This window comes from Janthinobacterium sp. Mn2066 (assembly GCF_049319705.1).
In the GTDB taxonomy this organism is placed as follows: domain Bacteria; phylum Pseudomonadota; class Gammaproteobacteria; order Burkholderiales; family Burkholderiaceae_D; genus Janthinobacterium.
The window spans coordinates 727,294-745,896 of sequence record NZ_JBMOUF010000001.1; the positions used below are offsets into that span (position 1 = coordinate 727,294).

At 60.6% G+C, this 18,603-nt stretch carries 16 protein-coding genes; 11 read left to right on the forward strand and 5 right to left on the reverse strand.

Features of this window, described 5'->3' with window-relative positions:
* Window positions 1-108: 108 nt before the first annotated feature.
* From ACL9RI_RS03220 to coaD, 6 genes are all read left to right on the forward strand, one after another.
* Window positions 109-1,077, forward strand: coding sequence for an IS1595 family transposase (locus ACL9RI_RS03220; RefSeq protein ID WP_422725135.1), 969 nt, complete (start codon window positions 109-111; stop codon window positions 1,075-1,077).
* Window positions 1,078-1,218: 141 nt separating this feature from the next.
* On the forward strand, window positions 1,219-1,680 hold the full coding sequence (locus ACL9RI_RS03225) for an Hsp20 family protein (protein ID WP_422725136.1): 462 nt from the start codon (window positions 1,219-1,221) through the stop codon (window positions 1,678-1,680).
* A gap of 250 nt (window positions 1,681-1,930) precedes the next feature.
* Entirely contained in the window at window positions 1,931-3,430 is a 1,500-nt protein-coding gene (locus ACL9RI_RS03230) for a Do family serine endopeptidase (RefSeq protein ID WP_422725137.1), read from the forward strand.
* Between the two features lie 102 nt (window positions 3,431-3,532).
* Complete coding sequence (locus tag ACL9RI_RS03235) at window positions 3,533-4,192, forward strand: response regulator (protein WP_422725138.1); 660 nt, start codon at window positions 3,533-3,535, stop codon at window positions 4,190-4,192.
* Between the two features lie 68 nt (window positions 4,193-4,260).
* Window positions 4,261-5,529, forward strand: a complete 1,269-nt coding sequence (locus ACL9RI_RS03240; RefSeq protein ID WP_422725166.1) for an ATP-binding protein — start codon at window positions 4,261-4,263, stop codon at window positions 5,527-5,529.
* A gap of 119 nt (window positions 5,530-5,648) precedes the next feature.
* Window positions 5,649-6,791, forward strand: a complete 1,143-nt coding sequence (gene coaD, locus ACL9RI_RS03245) for a pantetheine-phosphate adenylyltransferase (protein WP_422725139.1) — start codon at window positions 5,649-5,651, stop codon at window positions 6,789-6,791.
* A 96-nt stretch (window positions 6,792-6,887) separates the two neighbouring features.
* On the opposite strand, the gene ACL9RI_RS03250 is transcribed toward coaD, so the two are convergent.
* Together ACL9RI_RS03250 and ACL9RI_RS03255 are read right to left on the reverse strand one after the other, a co-directional pair.
* Entirely contained in the window at window positions 6,888-7,496 is a 609-nt protein-coding gene (locus ACL9RI_RS03250; RefSeq protein ID WP_422725140.1) for a 2-hydroxychromene-2-carboxylate isomerase, read from the reverse strand.
* A 20-nt stretch (window positions 7,497-7,516) separates the two neighbouring features.
* Window positions 7,517-8,419 (reverse strand): LysR substrate-binding domain-containing protein, encoded by a 903-nt coding sequence (locus ACL9RI_RS03255; RefSeq protein ID WP_422725141.1) that lies wholly within the window; start codon window positions 8,417-8,419, stop codon window positions 7,517-7,519.
* 126 nt (window positions 8,420-8,545) lie between these two features.
* On the opposite strand from ACL9RI_RS03255, the gene ACL9RI_RS03260 reads away from it, so the two are divergent.
* From ACL9RI_RS03260 to ACL9RI_RS03270, 3 genes are all read left to right on the forward strand, one after another.
* Window positions 8,546-9,391, forward strand: a complete 846-nt coding sequence (locus ACL9RI_RS03260; RefSeq protein WP_422725142.1) for an SDR family oxidoreductase — start codon at window positions 8,546-8,548, stop codon at window positions 9,389-9,391.
* A gap of 209 nt (window positions 9,392-9,600) precedes the next feature.
* The gene (locus ACL9RI_RS03265) at window positions 9,601-9,969 is read left to right on the forward strand and encodes a hypothetical protein (RefSeq protein WP_422725143.1); all 369 of its coding nucleotides are present in this window, start codon (window positions 9,601-9,603) and stop codon (window positions 9,967-9,969) included.
* Window positions 9,970-10,095: 126 nt separating this feature from the next.
* On the forward strand, window positions 10,096-10,272 hold the full coding sequence (locus ACL9RI_RS03270; RefSeq protein ID WP_422725144.1) for a hypothetical protein: 177 nt from the start codon (window positions 10,096-10,098) through the stop codon (window positions 10,270-10,272).
* A 165-nt stretch (window positions 10,273-10,437) separates the two neighbouring features.
* On the opposite strand, the gene ACL9RI_RS03275 is transcribed toward ACL9RI_RS03270, so the two are convergent.
* Window positions 10,438-12,846, reverse strand: coding sequence for a TonB-dependent receptor plug domain-containing protein (locus tag ACL9RI_RS03275; protein WP_422725145.1), 2,409 nt, complete (start codon window positions 12,844-12,846; stop codon window positions 10,438-10,440).
* 166 nt (window positions 12,847-13,012) lie between these two features.
* A complete protein-coding gene (locus ACL9RI_RS03280) occupies window positions 13,013-13,798 on the reverse strand; it encodes a PhzF family phenazine biosynthesis protein (protein WP_422725146.1) in 786 nt (261 codons plus the stop codon).
* A gap of 108 nt (window positions 13,799-13,906) precedes the next feature.
* Here ACL9RI_RS03280 and ACL9RI_RS03285 point away from each other — a divergent pair, with 108 nt between their 5' ends.
* A complete protein-coding gene (locus ACL9RI_RS03285) occupies window positions 13,907-17,044 on the forward strand; it encodes an error-prone DNA polymerase (protein ID WP_422725147.1) in 3,138 nt (1,045 codons plus the stop codon).
* 434 nt (window positions 17,045-17,478) lie between these two features.
* Window positions 17,479-17,994, forward strand: a complete 516-nt coding sequence (locus ACL9RI_RS03290; RefSeq protein ID WP_422725148.1) for a GNAT family N-acetyltransferase — start codon at window positions 17,479-17,481, stop codon at window positions 17,992-17,994.
* Between the two features lie 44 nt (window positions 17,995-18,038).
* On the opposite strand, the gene ACL9RI_RS03295 is transcribed toward ACL9RI_RS03290, so the two are convergent.
* Window positions 18,039-18,440 (reverse strand): 3'-5' exonuclease, encoded by a 402-nt coding sequence (locus tag ACL9RI_RS03295; protein ID WP_422725167.1) that lies wholly within the window; start codon window positions 18,438-18,440, stop codon window positions 18,039-18,041.
* Between the last annotated feature and the right edge of the window lie 163 nt (window positions 18,441-18,603).

Below are 18,603 nucleotides of genomic sequence, written 5' to 3' on the forward strand. Positions count from 1 at the left end.
GGTCTGGCGGAGGAGGCAAAAAATATTGGCTCTGTCCTCATTAAATAGGGGAACCTGCCTGCAAAGCTGAGGTCTGACTGATCAGACCAGCCAAACAGGGAGGCCATCATGTTGCAAGCGCAGTGGCAGGCATTCATCGCGCAGTTCGTGGCATTGTCTCGGCGCCAGCGCCTGGGCAGCGTAGAAATGCTGAGCGGCACGCCGCCCGAGCGAGCGGCTGTCGCGCTGATCGAACGCACGGCCCAGGCGCGGCTATGTTGCCCGGCGTGCCACTCGCGGCATCTGCACCGGCACGGCCGCGCCAACGATCTGCAGCGTTATCGTTGTGTGCCTTGCGGCAAAACATTCAATGCGCTGACGGGCACGCCCCTGGCGCATCTGCGTCACAAAGCCTTGTGGCTGCAGTATGCCGATTGCCTGTTGAACTCGGATTCTGTGCGCAAGGCTGCGCAGCAACTGGGCATTCACCGCAATACCAGCTTTCGCTGGCGCCACCGTTTTTTAGCATTGGCAAAAACCGACCGCCCGCGCTGCCTGCATGGCATCACCGAGGCCGATGCGCTGTATCTGCTGGAATCGGAAAAAGGGGCGCGGCATTTGCGGCGTCCGGCACGCCGGCGTGGTGGCCATGCCCGCCAACGCGGGATTTCCAGCGAACAGGTCTGCATCCTGGTAGCGCGCGACCGCACCGGGCAAACCATCGACTTCGTCACTGGCAAGGGGCCCATCACGAAGCAGCAACTCCTGCATTGCTTGCCGCCCGTGATCGACAAGGATATTTTGCTGGTGACCGATGGTCATGCGGCGTATGCCGCGTTTGCCCGGGAAACGGGCATCAGCCATCAAGCCGTCAACTTGCGTGCCGGCATCCGCGTACGCGGCGCAGTCCACGTGCAGAACGTCAACGCATATCACAGCCGCTTGCGCGGATGGCTCAGCATCTTTCACGGCGTGGCGACACGCTATCTGTCCAACTACCTGGGCTGGCGCTGGATACTCGATGCCAGGCGCATCCTGTCGGCTGAAACATTATTGAAAGCAACCTTGGGAGAATTCCCACATCTGACGGTGACATAGCCTAAATATTTTCGCCACTGGGGCAAAAATCGCATTTTTCAAGGCCTTGAACGCATGGCCATCGTCCTTAGATTGGTAACACGCGGATGCTCACGGTGAGGTCCGCGATACTTATCGCTTACTTTTTAAAGGATATTGACCATGCGTACTTTTGACCTTGCTCCCCTGTATCGTTCCGCCATCGGCTTTGATCGCCTGGCACAACTGCTCAACGAACAACGCGCCGATGCGCAACCGAGCTACCCACCATACAACATCGAACTGGTGTCGGAAGATAAATACCGTATCGTGATGGCGCTGGCAGGTTTCAGCCGCGCGGAGATCGATATCATCACCGAACGCGATTCCCTGCACGTCACGGGCCGCAAGCAGAAAGATGGCGTGGAACGCACTTTCTTGCACCGTGGCATCGCTGCCCGCGATTTCGAACAACGCTTCCAGCTGGCCAACCACGTGAAGGTCACGGGCGCCACGTTTGAAAACGGCATGCTGACCATCGACCTGGTGCGCGAAGTGCCGGAAGCGCTGAAACCGCGCAAGATCGAGATCGCCGACGGCGCCGACGCCCATGTCAGCGTGCTGGAACAGCGCCAGGCAGCGTAATCATTCCCTGTAGCAGCTAGGCCCTGTCATCAACGCGACATGGGCGTGCAGTAGAATACTGGCCGGTTTATCCGGCCAGTTTTACATTCGGCCCCACATTTTATCTCTGATGTTGGCAATATTAGACCATGCTTAAAGGCAAAAGCCGCCGTGATGCGCACACAAAAGCGCACACAAAATGTTAAGCACGGTCTAAGTCTGCTGGCCCAATATTGCACACATCAAAGTCTCATTAAATGAGGAGCAATTCATGGACAATCAGTCAACGACGCCATCTCTCAGCATCAAACGCACTGCAGCCGCGCTGGTCGCGATGGGTGTGCTGGGCGCAGGAGGCGCGATGATCGTGCATCAAAATTACGCTGGCGCCAACAGTGCGCCGGTCATTCCTGCTGCCGTCGCCCCGGTCCCGGCTACCGCAGCGCCGCAAATGACCCTGCCCGATTTTAGCGAAATTGCCGCCCGCAACAGCCCTGCGGTGGTCAATATCAGCGTCACGGGCAGCACCAAGGTCAGCGCCGACAACAGCCAGGCCGGCACCGACGATTATGGTACCGATCCTTTCTTTGAATTTTTCCGCCGCTTCCAGGGGCCGCAAGGCGGACAGCGCAGCCGCGACGTGCCGACGCATGGCCTCGGTTCCGGCTTTATCGTCAGCCCGGACGGCGTCATCATGACCAACGCCCACGTGGTGCGCGATGCGCGTGAAGTGACCGTCAAGCTGAACGACCGCCGCGAATTCCGTGCCAAGGTGCTCGGTACTGACTTGAAAACCGATATTGCCGTGCTGAAAATCGACGCCAGCAACTTGCCCGTGGTGCCGCTGGGCCACTCGAACGACTTGAAAGTGGGTGAATGGGTGCTGGCCATCGGCTCGCCCTACGGCTTCGACAGCACGGTGACGGCTGGCGTGGTCAGCGCCAAGGGCCGTTCCTTGCCAGATGATAGTAACGTGCCCTTCATCCAGACCGATGTGGCCGTCAATCCCGGCAACTCGGGCGGCCCGCTGTTCAATACGCGTGGCGAGGTGGTCGGCATCAATTCGCAAATCTACAGCCAGACGGGCGGCTTCCAGGGGCTCTCGTTTGCCATCCCGATCGACCTGGCCGGCCGCATCAAGGACCAGATCGTCGCTACCGGCAAGGCCAGCCACGCGAAACTGGGCGTGACGGTGCAGGAAGTGAACCAGGGCTTTGCCGACTCGTTCAAGCTGGCCACGCCGGAAGGCGCGCTGGTGGCCAATGTGGAGCGGGGCAGCCCGGCCGACAAGGCCGGCTTGAAATCGGGCGACGTGATCCGCAAGATGAATGGCCAGCGCATCATCGCCTCGGGCGACTTGCCGGCCATGGTGGGTGTCGCCCTGCCTGGCGATAAAATCAACCTCGATGTCTGGCGCGACGGCAAGATCGTCACCTTGTCCGCGACCTTGGGCAATGCCGCCGACAAGGTGGCCGACGTGGCGCAAAACAATGGCATTGCCGGCAAGGTACGCCTGGGCCTGGCCCTGCGGCCCCTGCAGGCGGATGAAAAGCGCGAGGCGGGTATCAGCGCCGGCTTGCTGGTGGAAGACGCCGGCGGCGCGGCGGCAAATGCGGGGGTGCAGCCAGGCGACGTGTTACTGTCGGTCAATGGTCACCCTGTCAATACGGTCGAGCAGGTGCGCGACGTCGTCGACAAGTCCGCCAAGTCGGTGGCCTTGCTGATACAGCGCGGCCCGGATAAGATATTTATTCCGGTACGGCTGGGTTGATACCGGGGTCAGACCCGTCGGGACTCGGCGTCCCCGTCTGACTCCAGCCTTTCGCCTTTGAGGTGAATGCAGAAAAAGTAAATAACAACACGAGAGGCACACATGCGCTTATTGCTGGTAGAAGATGACACGATGATCGGCGAGGTGGTGCTCGATCTGCTGCGGGCCGAGCACTACGCGGTGGACTGGGTCAAGGATGGCGACATGGCCGATACGGCCCTGCAGACGCAGACCTATGACCTGGTGCTGCTGGACCTGGGCTTGCCGCGCAAGGATGGCCTCGACGTGCTGCGCTCGATGCGCTTGCGCAAGCTCGATACGCCAGTGCTGGTCGCCACGGCGCGCGACGCCGTCGAACAGCGCATCGCCGGGCTGGACGCGGGCGCCGACGATTATGTGCTCAAGCCGTATGATCTCGACGAGCTGCTGGCGCGCATCCGCGCGCTGCTGCGGCGCGCCTCCGGCCGTCCGGAGCCCGTATTCGAACATCAGGGCGTCTCCATCAATCCCTTGACGCGCGAAGTGATCGCCGACGGCCATCCGGTCAACCTGTCGGCCCGCGAATGGGCGGTGCTGGAAGCCTTGATTGCGCGCCCGGGCATCGTGCTGTCGCGCGCCCAGCTGGAAGAAAAGCTGTACAGCTGGAAGGATGAAGTCAACAGCAACGCGGTCGAAGTGTATATCCACGGCTTGCGCAAGAAACTGGGCAGCGAATTGATACAGAACGTGCGCGGCCTCGGCTATATGGTACCGAAGGCGTGAAGGTTACGGTGAAGGTCACCCACTCGCTGCGCGGCCGCCTGCTGTGGTTCCTGCTGGCGGCCATCATCATGGCGGCCCTGGCGCAAGCCTCGATCGCCTACCGCAGCGCGCTGTACGACGCCGACCAGATTTTCGACTACCACATGCAGCAGATGGCGCTGTCGCTGCGCTCCGGCGCGCCGCTGGCCAATCACGCCGAAGCCTTGCCGGCCGACCCTGTCAACAACGACATGGTGGTGCAGGTGTGGACGCCGGACGGCGTGCAGGTGTTCCGTTCGATCACGCGCGCCGAACTGCCGCAGCGCGCCGTGCTGGGCTTTTCCAATGTGAAGGCCAACGGCACGACCTACCGCATCTTTTCCGTGCAAACCAGTTCCCAGACCGTGCAGATTGCGCAGGACATGGCCGTGCGCAAGCGCATGGCGGGCAGCCTGGCGCTGCGCACGGTGGGACCGATTGCGCTGATGGCGCCGATCCTGATGCTGGTGGTGTGGTGGGTGGTCAGCGGTTCGCTGGCGCCCGTGTCGCGCGTGCGCAAGCAGGTGGCGGCGCGCCAGGCAGATGACTTGTCGCCCGTCTCGGAAGCGGGCTTGCCTGACGAAGTGCGCCCGCTGGTGCATGAATTGAACCTGCTGTTCGGGCGCGTGAAAACGGCGTTCGACGCGCAGCAGCATTTCGTGGCCGATGCCGCGCATGAATTGCGCACGCCGCTGGCGGCCCTGAAGCTGCAGGTATTGAGCCTGGAGCGCGCCGAATCCGAAGAAAAACGCAGCCTGGCCATTTCGCGGGTCAGCGGCGGCATCGAGCGGGCCACGCGCCTGGTCGAGCAGTTGCTGGTGCTGGCCCGCCAGGAAGCCAGCGCGGCCAGCGGCGACCAGCTGCAGCAGGTGGACCTGAACGATGTCGTCAAGCGCGCGCTGGGCGACATGGCCGGCGTGGCGCAGGCGCGCAAGATCGACCTGGGCCTGCACCATATGGATCCGGCCACGGCTGCCGGCCAGGCCGATGCCTTGAATATCCTGCTGCGCAACCTGGTCGACAACGCCATCAAGTACACGCCGCAGGGCGGCACGGTCGACATCGACCTGCGTTCCACGCCGGCTGGCGTGACCTTGTCGGTGGAAGACAGCGGCCCCGGCATCCCGCCCGAAGAGCGCGAGCGCGTCTTCAGCCGCTTTTACCGCGTGCCCGGCACGGATGCGAATGGCAGCGGCCTGGGCCTGGCCATCATCAAGGCCATCGCCGAGCGCCACGGCGCGCGCCTGGTGCTGGACAAATCCGAACGCCTGGGCGGCTTGTGCGTACGGCTGGAGTTTCCTGCGCCGCCCAAGAAATAAGGCGTTTTTGGGTTGAAACGGGCTGATCTTGCGTGATCTTTGCCTGCGCGCATTGACGCGGCAACGCCATCCCTATATTGTCTGCGCAATAAGAGCAGCCAGTGTAGGGAGCAAGCAGCATGAAGAAGATCGGATTTTCAGGAACCCTGGACCCCATCACCAACGGCCATATGTGGGTGATCGGCGAGGCGCGTTCGCTGGCCGACGAGGTGATCGTTTTCCTGTCGCAGAACCCGGCCAAGAAACCGCAGTTTCCCGCCGAAGACCGCAAGCGCATCATCGAGCAAAGCGCGCGCGCCTGCGGCTGGGACAATGTGCAGGTGGTGATCGTCAAGGGCGACTACACGGCCCGCGCAGCGAAAAAATACGGTTGCGACTACCTGATACGCGGCATCCGCACCACCGCCGATTTCGACTATGAAAACCTGATCCAGCAAACCAATGTGGACGTGCTTGCGGGGGCAAAAACCATCTTCGTGATGCCGCCGCGCGACCTCGGTTCCGTCAGTTCCAGCTTCGTGAAAGCGCTGGAAGGCCCGGTCGGCTGGAACTGGACCATGAAGAAATTCGTGCCTGCCGCCGCCTACCAGGCCTGGATACTCGACTGGCTGCACAAGGAGTGGGACACCCTGTGGACCGGCTCCGGCGAAGCCGAACTGGCGCTGGCCGCAGACTGGTTCACCCGCCTGACGGGGCCGCAGGCGTACGGCGGCGCCGGGCGCCATTATCACAACCTCGACCACCTGGTGCACGGCTTGTCCGAGCTGCGCGTGTGGGCCGACAATACGGGCGCCTCGAAACGCGACAGCGCGATTGCCAGGAAAGCCTTCTGGTTCCACGATGCCGTCTACGGCCACGATGACGACGCGCTGTTTTCCAGCGAAGAGGCCAGTGCCCAGCTGTGGCTGGGCAGCGGCCTCGATGCGGGTGACAATCTGGATGTGGCGCAGCTGATACGGGCCACCGACCACTTCCAGGGACCGGCGATTCAACATCCGCTGAAAGACGCCATCCTGGGCGCCGATCTCACCATCCTGGGCCAGGACGACGATGTCTACGATGCCTACACGGCCGCCATCGCGCGCGAATACGGCCACGTGGACCCCGCACGCTTCAAGGAGCAGCGCAGCCTGGCCTTGCAGCACCTGTGCGCCAAGGCACAGGCGGGCCAGCTGTTTGGCGATGACTATTTCTCGGGGCAGTACAACCAGCGGGCGGTGGAGAATATGCAGCGCGAGATAGCTGGTTTGTCGGGAGCGTAAATTTCGTTTTTGGCGACTGATGAATGTAGGCAGATTGATTAAGCCCAGCGGCAAAGAGCCGGGGTCAGACCCGGCGGGTCTGACCCCAGTTTTAGCTTAGTGGCTGGAATCTGCAGCCCACGCCAGCGCATCTTCCAGCCGATCATTCCCCCAAAATAGTTCTTCGCCACTGATGAAATTGGGTGCGCCGAACAGGCCCCGTGTTTGCGCCTGTTCCGTCTGGCGGCGCAGGCGCAGTTTGTTCTCGTCGCTCAAGGCCAGCGCCAGGATGGCCGGCGCATCGAGGCCCAATTCCGTCAGTGCCTCTGTGACCGCTGCCACATTGTCAATATCGCGGTCTTCGGCAAAATTCATGGTCATCATGCGGCGGACAAATGCTGCGATCCAGCCCTGGTCGGCAGCGATCAGCGCCACGCGCATCGGCAGCAGGGCGGTGCGGGGAAAGCTGGTCGGCTGCTGCCATGGTAAGCCATACTTTTCGCACAGGCGGGCCATGTCGCGCCAGGCATAGTCACCCTTGAGCTTTTGCAGCACGAACGGTGAAGTTGGCCAGCCCAGCGACTGGAAGACCACGCCGAGCAGGAAGGGTTTCCAGACGATTTCGACCTTCTTTTCACGCGCCAGCGCTTCGATGCGCATGGCGCTCAGGTAGCTGTAGTTGCTGCCGAAATCAAACCAGAATTCGAGTGTGCTTGTCGTATTCACGTGTGCTTCTTTCTGTAAAGTCAGGCAGATTCAGTCCAGGTCTCGCGCAGCATGGACAGGAAAGCCTTCATGCCGGCCGATACGTGCCGATGACCTGGATAATACAGGCGCAGACCCGGCAGCGGTGGCGACCAGTCTTCCAGTACGCGCACCAGCCGGCCTTCTTCCAGCAGGCTGGCCACGGCCCATTCATTGGTCCAGATCAAGTCTTCGCCATGCAGCGCGGCAGCAATCATCAGGTGATGGTTGTCCAGGGTCAATGGGCCTTGCGGATCGATTTCGAAGCGTTCGCCGCCCCGTTCGAATTCCCACTTGTACAGTGCGCCACCCGGCAGGCGGCTGCGCACGCAGCGGTGCTGGCGCAGGTCGTCGGGCGCAAGCGGTGGCGCGTGGCGCGCAAAATAGGCGGGCGAGCCCACCACGGCAAAACGCAGCGGTGGCGTGCAGGGGACGGCGATCATATCGAGTGGCACGTTTTCCATCGCGCGGATGCCGGCGTCGAAGCCTTCGGCAACGATATCGACCAGCCGGCCTTCGGTGACGATATCGACCTGCATGTCGGGATAGCGCGCCAGAAAGGCCAGCACCAGCGGCGCCAGGATCATCTTCGCAGCGCCTTCCGAGGTATTGATGCGCAAGGTGCCGGACGGCGTGTCGCGAAAGGCATTCACGCCATCCATGGCTTCGGCGATCTGCCCCAGCGCCGGCTGCACGCGGGCCAGGAATTGCTGGCCCGCCTCGGACAGGGCCACGCTGCGCGTGGTGCGGTGAAACAGGCGCACGCCCAGCCGCGCTTCCAGGCTGGCAATCGCGTGGCTCAGCGCCGAGGATGACATGCCCAGTTCTGCCGCCGCCTTGCGGAAGCTGCGCTGGCTTGCCACCGCGACGACGGCATTGAGTTCGATCAAACCTGTCCGCTTCATTTTGAGACCTTCTGATTATCCTGTTTTATGCAGCAACTCATGCAAGATTATGCGGATTGTTAGTTCAATGCAAGAGGGCTATCTTGTCTGTGTTCCACACACTTCCCCCTTCATTGAAAGAACATCATGCACAAGACCATCTTGATCACGGGCGCTTCGCAAGGCATCGGCCAGGCAACTGCTCAACTTTTTGCCGCCCAAGGCTGGAATGTGGTGGCCACCATGCGCACACCCGGCAGTGCCGCAGGCCAGGCGCTGGCTGCCTTGCCCGGCGTGCTGGTAACGCGCCTCGACGTGGAAGACAAGGCCAGCATCGCCGCTGCCATCGAGGCCGGTATCGCGCGTTTCGGCCGCATCGACGCGCTGGTCAATAATGCCGGTTATGGCCAGATCGGCCTGTTCGAGCCGGTGCCCGCCGACACCGTGCAGCGCCAGTTCGACGTGAACGTGTTTGGCGTGATGGATACCATCCGCGCCATCCTGCCGCATTTCCGCGCGCAGGGTGGCGGCGCCGTGCTCAACGTCAGTTCGGGTGCGGGCATGTTTACCTTGCCGCTCGCTTCCCTGTATTGCGCCAGCAAGTTCGCGCTGGAAGGTTTTACGGAGGCGTTGTCGTATGAACTGGCGTCGCAGCATATCGTCGTCAAGCTGGTGACGCCCCATGGCGGCGTGACGGGCACCGCCTTTAACGCCACCTCGGCGCAGGCCACGGCGCTGCCCACGCCGGAACTGGCAAGCTACGATGCGTTTATCGCCGATACGCAAGCGGCGTACGCGAAGATGGCCGCCGCCAGTTCCATGTCGGCGCAGGATGTGGCCCAGTTGATCCACTCGGCGCTGACCGATGGCAGCGACCGGCTGCGCTACCTGATCGGCGACGATGCGCGCGGCTTCGTCAAGGCGCGGCGTACCTTGAGCGAGGAGGCGTATATCGATTACATGCGCGGTTATTTTGCGCCGGCCCAGGCATAACTGCAGCATCGGCACTGCTGCGCTGCAACTTGCTTGCTATGCAAATCTCTGCGCTTTTCATTTAGGCAATATAGTATCCTGTGCGTGGAGCCGCGTGCCGCTAAACGCGGACGCTGCGAGACAGGAGATAATGGATGCTCAGGAGCTTTAAAAGATATGCAATGCCATGGCGCTCCTTGCTGCTTGCACCCTTTGTGAGCATCCCTGTCATGACACTCTCCGGACTGGGGACCTCGGACGCAGGCATGCTCAGTGACGTTTTCATGGGGCTTTTATTTGGTCTGCTGATGGGCGTTCCCGCTGCATTTTTCGGCATCGCCATTGTTGGCTTTCCCATGTATTTTTTGTTGTTGAGATTTAATGTTCTGCGCTTATGGAGCGCGTGCGCCGTCGGAGGTCTGGTCGGGTTCCTGATCTTTTTCGATAGCGCGCCGATGAGAATCACGCTCGGAGGCTTGTTGACGGGGTGCGCCGTGGGTGCGCTGGCCTATGTGCTGCGGCCGACAAAAGATGAAATAGAATCGAAGTGCAACGGCGCCAAGCCGGCAGAAGCAGCCGGTCCTGCGGCCAATGATTGAAGTGTCACGCGTTGGATGCCTGGCGCCTGCAGCGGGCTGTGCGGGGTATGGATACTTTGATATTGCGCGGGCAACTTTTCCGTGTCACCATGATTTTTCTGCCATAAACAGTACCCGGAGGTAATGATGTCTGCTTATATGCCAGCGTTTATTTGGCTGCTTTCCCACATGGCTTGCCTCATGATTGCCAAGCGCCGTGGCGTAAAAAATACCACGCTCAGGACCATGTCGGCCGTATTGCTGGGGCCATTTGCCATTCCTTTGGTGCTGGCTGCAAAACCACAGAAATTGGCGCGAGTCTGACTTCGTGCGATCAATTGGTTCGATTGATGAATATGATGCAGTGGGCTTGAGTCGCTTGCAGCCGAGATAGACGCCTGAGCTGGCGATCCAATCCTGTTGATCCCGCCTTGAACAACAGCGGCTGCCCATGCCGGCGCAGCCGCTGTTGTCATATGCACTGCAGGCTCAGAACTTCACCCACAACCGTCCAAAATACGAGGCGCCGTTCAGGCCGAATTGCACGCTGTCGGATTTGAAGCCGTTATCGGTTTCGTCCGGATTTTGCGTGCTGGGCTTGACGTTGAAGATGTTGTTGCCGCCAAAGGTCAGCTTGGTGTTTGTGTTGATGCTGTAGGTGAAGCTGAGGTCGGCCGAGGCCTTGGCCGAATAGTGGGCGTTGGGCACGCCGGCGGCCGTGCCGCTGAAGGTGCCCAGGGTTTGCGGGCCGAAATAAATCAGGCGCAGGTCGGACTCCAGCTTGCCGGTGACGTAGTCGAAGCCCAGCGTGGACTTGGCGCGCGGGCCGCCCTGTTCGATGAACAGGCGTTCGCGTTCGGATAGCAGCACGTCGGCGTAGCCTGCCAGCGACGGCGGGGTCTTGACTTTCGTCACTTCCGTCTGGCTCAGGTTCAGGGCCAGGAAGGTGGTCAGTTTGTTGCCGATGAATTCGCCCTTGTGCGAGGCTGTCAGGTCCAGCCCGCGCGTGCGCGTGTCGATCGAGTTGACGAAGAATTGTGCTTCGCCCACGCCCAGCAAGGCCAGGCGCGCCGCCAGGTCCGGGTAATTGTCCGCATTGAAGCGGCCCGACAATACGATGCGGTCCTTGATCTTGATGTTGTACAGGTCGGCCGTCACGGAAATCGCTTGCGTGGGTGTCCAGGTGGCACCCAGGGTAAAGCTGGTGGATTTTTCTTCTTTCAGTTTCGGGATGCCGGCCGCGTTGGCGACGGCGCCGCCGTTGGGCGCCAGCACCACGTCGGTGGGGACGCCGCCGATAAAGTCGGTAAAGGTCGAGGAGAAATACACTTGCTGCAACGATGGCGCGCGGAAACCCGTGCTGGCCGAGCCGCGCAGCAGCACGTCGGGTGTGAGCTTGTAGCTGCCGGCCAGCTTGCCTGTCACGGTCGAGCCGAAATCGCTGAACTTTTCATAGCGCACGGCTGCCTGCGTTTTCAGGCGCTCCGTCAGATCCAGTTCCACATCAACATAAGCGGCGATGCTGTGGCGTTTGGCCTTGGTGGCGTCGCTGGGCTGGAAGCCGGGAAAGCCCTGGCTGCCCGCATTGCCGCCCACGCCCACGCCGTCGGCATCGATGTAGGAATTGGGTTCGCCGGCCATGATGCGGTATTCCTCGCTGCGGTATTCGGCGCCGAAAGCGAGGTTCAAGCCTTTGAGGATGTCGTCGTAATAACGGCTGAAATCGGCATTGCTGGTCAGTTGCTGGAACGAAAAGCCGCCCGCGTCGAAGTTGCTGGCGCTGACTCCCTTGCCGCCTTTTAACAGGTCGAGGTTGGCAATCGAGGCATTCAGGGTATGGCTGATGTCGTAGCGCATCCGGTTGTAGCCATAGGTTTGCGAAAAATCGGCATGCCAGTCGCCGATCTGGCTACGGTGACCCAGGATGGCGTAGCGGTCGTCGATCTTGCCGTTAATAAAAGGCACGAAACCATCGGGGTACATGGCGGCCGAGTTGCGTGATGGAATGTCGTCGCTGCCGATGCCGCCCCGGCCAAAGGCGGCGCTCGATGCATCGCGCGTCTGGGCGCCGGCCGTGAAGTACAGCTTGCCCGTGCCGCTGGTGGCGTAATCGCCATTCAGGTACAGCGTCTGGTTTTGCGTTTTAGTATCGCCGATGATGCGCAGGCTGTCTGCGTCGGCCCGGTTCGAGCGGCCACGGTCCAGGTATTCGCCCGTGATGGCGAGCGTGCCTTTGTCGCCCAATGCGATGCCGCAATAGGCGGAGGTCAGGTAATTCTTGCCGTCGCCCACGCCATACTGGCTGTAGCCGGCCACCGCTTCGCAACCCAGGCTTTTTTTCAGTTCGATATCGATCACGCCGGCAATCGCATCCGAACCATACTGGGCGGCGGCGCCGTCGCGCAGCACTTGCACGTTTTTAATCGCCAGCAAGGGAATCGCATTCATGTCGGTGCCCGTGTTGCCGCGGTTGCGCGCGCCGAACAGATTGACCAGCGCCGTCGTGTGGCGCCGCTTGCCATTCACCAGCACCAAAGTCTGGTCGGAACCGAGTCCGCGCAGGGCTGCCGAGTCGATCAGGTCGGCCCCATCCGCGCCCGTCTGGCGCGTGGAATTGAAGGAGGGCGAGATGTATTGCAGCGTTTGCGCCAGGTCAAACTGGCCGCCTTGTTCAGACACCTTGGAGATGGGAATGATATCGACCGGCACCATGGTATCGGTGGCGGAGCTGGCCACGCGGCGCGAACCGACCACGCTGACCGTTTGCAGCTCGCTTTGCGTGGCGGCGGCTTCGCCGCCCTGGTTCTGTGCCTGCGCGGCGGGACTGGACAGGGCCAGGGCGGCGCTGCCATACAGGCTGATAAGGACGGCTTTACGCAAGGTGGTGAGAGTCGGCACGCAGTATCTCCAAGTGGTATAGGCCACTTGATTCTAGTGCCAATATTTCATGTCTCACCAGCAATAATTTGTTTTGTTGTCACAAATTAAGTGCGACTGTTGTTTCTTTGTTGCCCCGTTTTTTTATCTGCATCAGCGTGGTGCGTTATTGCGACTTAATCACTATTTAAGTGCTTGTTTGCACCATGCCGCCTACCCAGATTTCGCCGGGCTTGTATTGTGCCTGGATCAAACAGGGTTGCTGCGTCACATGGCCTTGCGACAGGCTCAGCGACTGTTGCAGATGCAGTGCCAGTGCGCCCGCCGCCACGCCGGTAGCGCTGTCTTCCAGCGCGGGATCGAGATGGTTGAAGTTGCGCCCTTCGTATTGATTATCGCCAATATGGCAATACACATAGCAGCCGCTGACCTTGTTTAAGCCTCCCCAGTCGGCAATCAATTCCAGGTTCGGCCGCAGTGCGCGCAGGGTGGTGCGGTCGGCCACTTCCAGCAGCAGCTTGGGACTGCCCACCGAGACGATGGCGGGCGGCGACACCAGGTGCATATGCTGGCCCATCAGTTCCGACGGGATATGCCGCTCCAGATTCACGGTGGGCGACTGCTGCGGCGCCAGGCCGATCAGATAGCCGTCGGCGCTGCGTACCAGCCGCAGCGCCTGGCCGCGCATGGCCGTCGTCACCGTCATGGTCTCTGGCGCGTCCGCTGCACCCAGCAAGATATGCGTGGCCGCCAGGGTCGCATGCAGGCACAAGGGGCTGCGCGTGTGCGGATAAAAATAATCGAGCACGATGGCGCCGTCGGGCTGGCGGTCGATGTAGACGCAGGCGCTGACATTGCGTTCGAGTGCATAGGCCTGGCGCGCCGTTTCATTGCTGTGGTCGTTTTCAACCACCAGCGCAGGATTGCCGCCGCCAGCTTCGGCGCCGAAACATTTCAGGAGATGGACAGTCATGGTGGATGATGGTCGGTGGCGTTAAGGGGTAGGGTCTCAGCATAAACGAAAAGTCGCTTTTCGGATGCGTATAATATACTGTGTTTATATACAGTATTGAGGTGCATCATGTCGGGCGCAGGCTTACCGGATTATGCTGAGTTATTCTGCTTGACCAATTTCAGCTTCCTGCATGGGGCTTCGCATGCGCATGAGCTGGTGGCGCGTGCCGTGCAACTGGGCTACCAGGCGCTGGCCATTACAGACGAATGCTCCTTGGCCGGCGTGGTACGGGCCCATGCAACGGCCAAGCGGGCCGGCTTGCCTTTGATTATCGGTGCGCACTTTCATTTGACGCAGGCTGACGGCAGCCCGGGTCTGTCCTTGCTGGCGCTGGTGCAAGACCGCGAGGGCTATGGCAATTTATCCGAGCTGATCACCATGGCGCGCACGCGCGCGGCCAAGGGACGTTATCTGCTGACGGCTGACGATTTTGCCGCGCCGTCGCCCGGGTTTTCTCATTTGCAAGGTTTGCCTGGCTGTTTGATGATCTTGCTGCCCAGCTATCCGGCACAGCCGGAAACCGTGTCTGCACAGGCAGCGTGGATGGCTGCCACCTTTGGCCCAGGGCGTTGCTGGATAGGCTTGAATCTGTTGCAGCGGGCACAGGACGATGCGCACCGCATGAGCGTGCTCGATGCTGGTCAGGCGCTGGGTTTGCCGGTGGTCGCTGTCGGCCATGTATGCATGCATGTGCGCTCGCGCAAGCCTTTGCTCGACACCTTGTGCGCGATCCGGGTGGGCAAGCCGGTGGGCGAGTGCGGTTATGCGCTGGCGCAAAATGCCGAGCAGCATTTGCGTGCGCGCGTGCGCCTGGCCAATCTCTACCCGCCGCAGGCGCTGGCGGAAACCTTGCGCATCGCCAGGCTATGTAGCTTTTCGCTCGATAGCCTGAAGTATGAATATCCCGATGAACTGGTGCCTGCCGGCCACACGCCAGCCAGTTATTTGCGTCAAGAAACGTATGCGGGTGCGCGCGGCCGCTTTCCCTTGGGCATACCAGCGCTGGTGCAGGAGCAGATCGAGCAGGAACTGGAACTGATCGCCGACCTTGGCTACGAAGCGTATTTTTTGACGGTGTACGACATCGTGCGCTTTGCCCGCTCGCAAGACATCTTGTGCCAGGGGCGGGGATCGGCCGCCAACTCGGCCGTCTGTTATTGCCTGCACATCACGGAAGTGGATCCGGCGCGCGGCAATTCCCTGGTCGGGCGTTTCATGTCGCGCGAGCGCAATGAGCCGCCCGATATCGACGTCGATTTCGAACACCAGCGGCGCGAGGAAGTGATTCAATATATTTATACCAAATATGGCCGAGGGCGTGCCGCGCTGGCGGCCGTGGTGATCAGCTACCGGCCGAAAAGCGCCTTGCGCGATAGCGGCCGGGCGCTGGGGATCGACCTGGCCATCGTGGAAAAAGTGGCCAAGGCGCATCACTGGTTCGATGGCAAGCGCGATTTGTTGAACCGCCTGGCTGAATGCGGTCTGGACCCGGAAGCGGCGCTGTCGCAGCAATGGGCCAGCCTGGCGCAGCAGTTGCTGGGTTTCCCCCGTCATCTGTCCCAGCATCCGGGAGGCTTTGTGATTGCGCAAGGCAAGCTGTCGCGCCTGGTGCCTATCGAAAACGCCACCATGGCAGGGCGCAGCGTGATCGAGTGGGACAAGGATGACCTGGAAGAACTGGGCTTGATGAAGGTCGATGTGCTGGCGCTGGGCATGTTGTCGGCCTTGCGCCGCGCTTTGGAGCTGGTTAGCCTGCGGCGTGGTGAGGTCGTCCGTTTGCAGGATATTCCATCTGAAGACCCTGCTACTTACGACATGATGTGTTTGGCCGATACCATCGGCGTGTTCCAGATCGAATCGCGCGCGCAGATGAGCATGCTGCCGCGTTTGCGGCCCCGCGAGTTTTACGATCTGGTGATCGAAGTGGCGCTGGTGCGCCCCGGCCCCATCCAGGGCGGCATGGTCCACCCGTATTTGCAGCGGCGCCAGAAAAAGGAGGCGGTGGTGTACCCGAAAGGGCTGGAAAAGGCGCTGGGCCGCACCCTGGGCATCCCGATTTTTCAGGAGCAAGTGATGCAGGTGGCCATGATCGCGGCCGGTTTCAGCGCCGGCGAGGCGGACGAATTGCGGCGCGCCATGGCCGCCTGGAAACGCAAAGGTGGGCTGAATAATTACCATGAACGTATCGTCGAGCAGATGGTCAACAATGGTTATGAGCGGCAGTTTGCGGAAGATATCTTCAGCCAGATCGAAGGCTTTGGCGAATACGGATTCCCGGAATCGCATGCGGCCAGTTTCGCGCTGCTCACTTACGCCAGTTCTTGGCTGAAATGTCACGAGCCGGCCGCCTTTTTATGTGCCTTGCTCAATAGCCAGCCCATGGGCTTTTATAGCCCCTCGCAATTGGTGCAAGATGCGCGCCGCCATGGCGTGCAGGTGTTGCCGGTCAATGTGATGCTTAGCGGTTGGGAATCAAGCCTGGAAGGCGATATGGCTGCGCCCATGGTGCGCCTGGGGTTAAGCATGTTATATGGCATGCGGATGGAAGCGGCTTTGCGTATCGAAGACGCGCGCGCCATGTCTCCCTTTCTTGATGTGGCCGACCTGGCGCGACGCGCCAGCCTGGACCGCCACGACTTGCAGATCCTGGCGGCAGGAAATACCTTGCAGGCGCTGGCCGGCAATCGCAGGGACGCGATGTGGCAGGCGGTGGGCGCCGTGCCGGAGCGCGATTTGCTGCGCCCCACCAGCGTGCAGGAAGACTTGCCCGTGCTGGCCGCGCCCACCGAAGGCGAAACCATCGTCGGCGATTACCGCGCGCAAGGCCTGACCTTGGGCCGCCATCCGCTGGCGCTGCTGCGCGCGAAATTGCTGGATCAGCGCTTTATGCCGGCCGCTACCTTGATGACCTATACGGATGGCCAACTGGCGCGCGCCTGCGGCATCGTCACCGTGCGCCAGCGTCCGGGCACGGCCAAGGGCGTCATCTTCATGACACTGGAAGACGAAACGGGCACCGTCAACGTGATCGTCTGGCCCAATCTGGTGGAAGAACAGCGCCGCGAAGTATTGAGCGCGCCCTTGCTGGGCGTGTACGGCGTATGGCAACGGGAAGGCATCGTGCGCAACCTGATCGCCAAGCGCCTGGTCGACATGTCGCATTTGCTGGGACGCTTACGGACCAGTAGCCGCGATTTTTGCTGAGGCATTGATGATGGATAATTATCAGCGCGTGCTTGGCTGGGGGCCGCACCCGATTTCAGCAATGTGGAAGATGTGGCGAAAAATTGTGCTGGTAACTTGACTGTCGCTCCGGCCGCCAAGCCGCAGGCGCAGCAAGCCTGGTCTCTGTTGTTGGAAATGACAACCGGGCAGCATTGGAGTAATGCTGTTCAGTTAGCTAGTCCTGCACACTTTTTACTTACCCCAACGTCGAAAGTGCCGGGGTCGGACCCTGCAGGGTCCGACCCCAGGGTTTGCTTTTGGGGTAAAAATGACGCTAACTGAACGGCATTAGAGTATTGGAGCGCTATAAGTCGGCTGGACTATCCAACGTACGCCATTGGCCGAACTCGGCTGGTGATCATGGAGCGTAACATCTTCCTCACCCAAAAATATCCGAAATCTCGCAACTTTAAATGCTCTCTACCTGGCCGCTGCTATGGCAAACTTGCCAGATGAACCAGCTTATTTCCTCTTGCCTTATCCGTCCCGCCACCATCGCCGACGCCCCCGCCATCGCCGCCCTGATCGATGATTTGATGCCTTTCCTGACCCTGCACCCGAACGGGGAGGGGGCGGAAAAGTTTATCGAGAACTGCAAGCTGGCGGCGATTGAAAATTATCTGTCGCAAGCCAGATATGATTACCAACTGGCCCATATCGATGGCGAGCTGGCGGGCGTGGTGGCCCTGCGCGACAACACGCATCTGTTCCATCTGTTCGTGCCGCGCGCGCTGCACCGGCGCGGCATGGCGCGCCGTTTGTGGCAAGCCGCCCGCGATACCTCGCTGGCTGGTGGCAATACAACCGGCTTTACCGTGAACTCATCGGTGTATGCCTTGCCGCTGTATCAAAGCCTGGGCTTTATCGCCACAGGGCCGAAGGTGGAGATGGATGGGATTGCGTTCGTGCCGATGCGTATGGCGCTGTAGTAGGCTTGCGGCATCGGTAGGAATGTCAGGCAAGGTGACAATGCTTAGCTTTCAATCAGATTGTCAGCCCGCGGCTTATTAAAGCACTCTTTAATATAATGCACCACAGCCTGCGCTTCCATCGATTGACGGTACTTTCCATCCGCTATCACCTTGCTCATCACACTGCCGTTTCCCGGTTCCGCAAACCAGATGCACAACTTTTTGGCGCGGGTTGCCGCTACGTAAGCCACGCGGAATGCCTCATTTTGCTGGGCCTGATCAAATGTTTGTGGGAGTCGGGCGAGTCGGTAAAGATTGTTCTTAAGATTATTCGAACCGAAGAACTTTGGCGCACTAACAAGAATAACAAAGTCAGTCTCCAGTCCCTTGCTTTGATGGAAAGTGGTTTTAGTGAGTTTTTTGTCGCTCAGTTTTTCGTATGACTTAAGGAAGCGCTGATTAATTCAGCCGCCCCGTTCCCGTCGGTGCCGCGACCTGAGACAATCACGCTACGTTCACCGTCCGCGCCCCATCATGCAAAAGAGCTTCTCGACCTCGAATACGCCGCCAAGAAAAAACTGACGCGGCGCGACCGCTTCCTGGCCGAAATCGATAGCGTGACACCGT

What these genes read in the sequence shown, in the direction of transcription:
- ACL9RI_RS03230 (WP_422725137.1), top strand. Translation starts at nt 1,931, where the DNA reads ATGGACAATCAGTCAACGACGCCATCTCTCAGCATCAAACGCACTGCA.
- coaD (WP_422725139.1), top strand. Translation starts at nt 5,649, where the DNA reads ATGAAGAAGATCGGATTTTCAGGAACCCTGGACCCCATCACCAACGGC.
- ACL9RI_RS03255 (WP_422725141.1), bottom strand. Translation starts at nt 8,419, where the DNA reads ATGAAGCGGACAGGTTTGATCGAACTCAATGCCGTCGTCGCGGTGGCA.
- ACL9RI_RS03220 (WP_422725135.1), top strand. Translation starts at nt 109, where the DNA reads ATGTTGCAAGCGCAGTGGCAGGCATTCATCGCGCAGTTCGTGGCATTG.
- ACL9RI_RS03290 (WP_422725148.1), top strand. Translation starts at nt 17,479, where the DNA reads ATGCTCTCTACCTGGCCGCTGCTATGGCAAACTTGCCAGATGAACCAG.
- ACL9RI_RS03260 (WP_422725142.1), top strand. Translation starts at nt 8,546, where the DNA reads ATGCACAAGACCATCTTGATCACGGGCGCTTCGCAAGGCATCGGCCAG.
- ACL9RI_RS03240 (WP_422725166.1), top strand. Translation starts at nt 4,261, where the DNA reads ATGGCGGCCCTGGCGCAAGCCTCGATCGCCTACCGCAGCGCGCTGTAC.
- ACL9RI_RS03265 (WP_422725143.1), top strand. Translation starts at nt 9,601, where the DNA reads ATGACACTCTCCGGACTGGGGACCTCGGACGCAGGCATGCTCAGTGAC.
- ACL9RI_RS03235 (WP_422725138.1), top strand. Translation starts at nt 3,533, where the DNA reads ATGCGCTTATTGCTGGTAGAAGATGACACGATGATCGGCGAGGTGGTG.
- ACL9RI_RS03285 (WP_422725147.1), top strand. Translation starts at nt 13,907, where the DNA reads ATGTCGGGCGCAGGCTTACCGGATTATGCTGAGTTATTCTGCTTGACC.
- ACL9RI_RS03270 (WP_422725144.1), top strand. Translation starts at nt 10,096, where the DNA reads ATGTCTGCTTATATGCCAGCGTTTATTTGGCTGCTTTCCCACATGGCT.
- ACL9RI_RS03225 (WP_422725136.1), top strand. Translation starts at nt 1,219, where the DNA reads ATGCGTACTTTTGACCTTGCTCCCCTGTATCGTTCCGCCATCGGCTTT.
- ACL9RI_RS03280 (WP_422725146.1), bottom strand. Translation starts at nt 13,798, where the DNA reads ATGACTGTCCATCTCCTGAAATGTTTCGGCGCCGAAGCTGGCGGCGGC.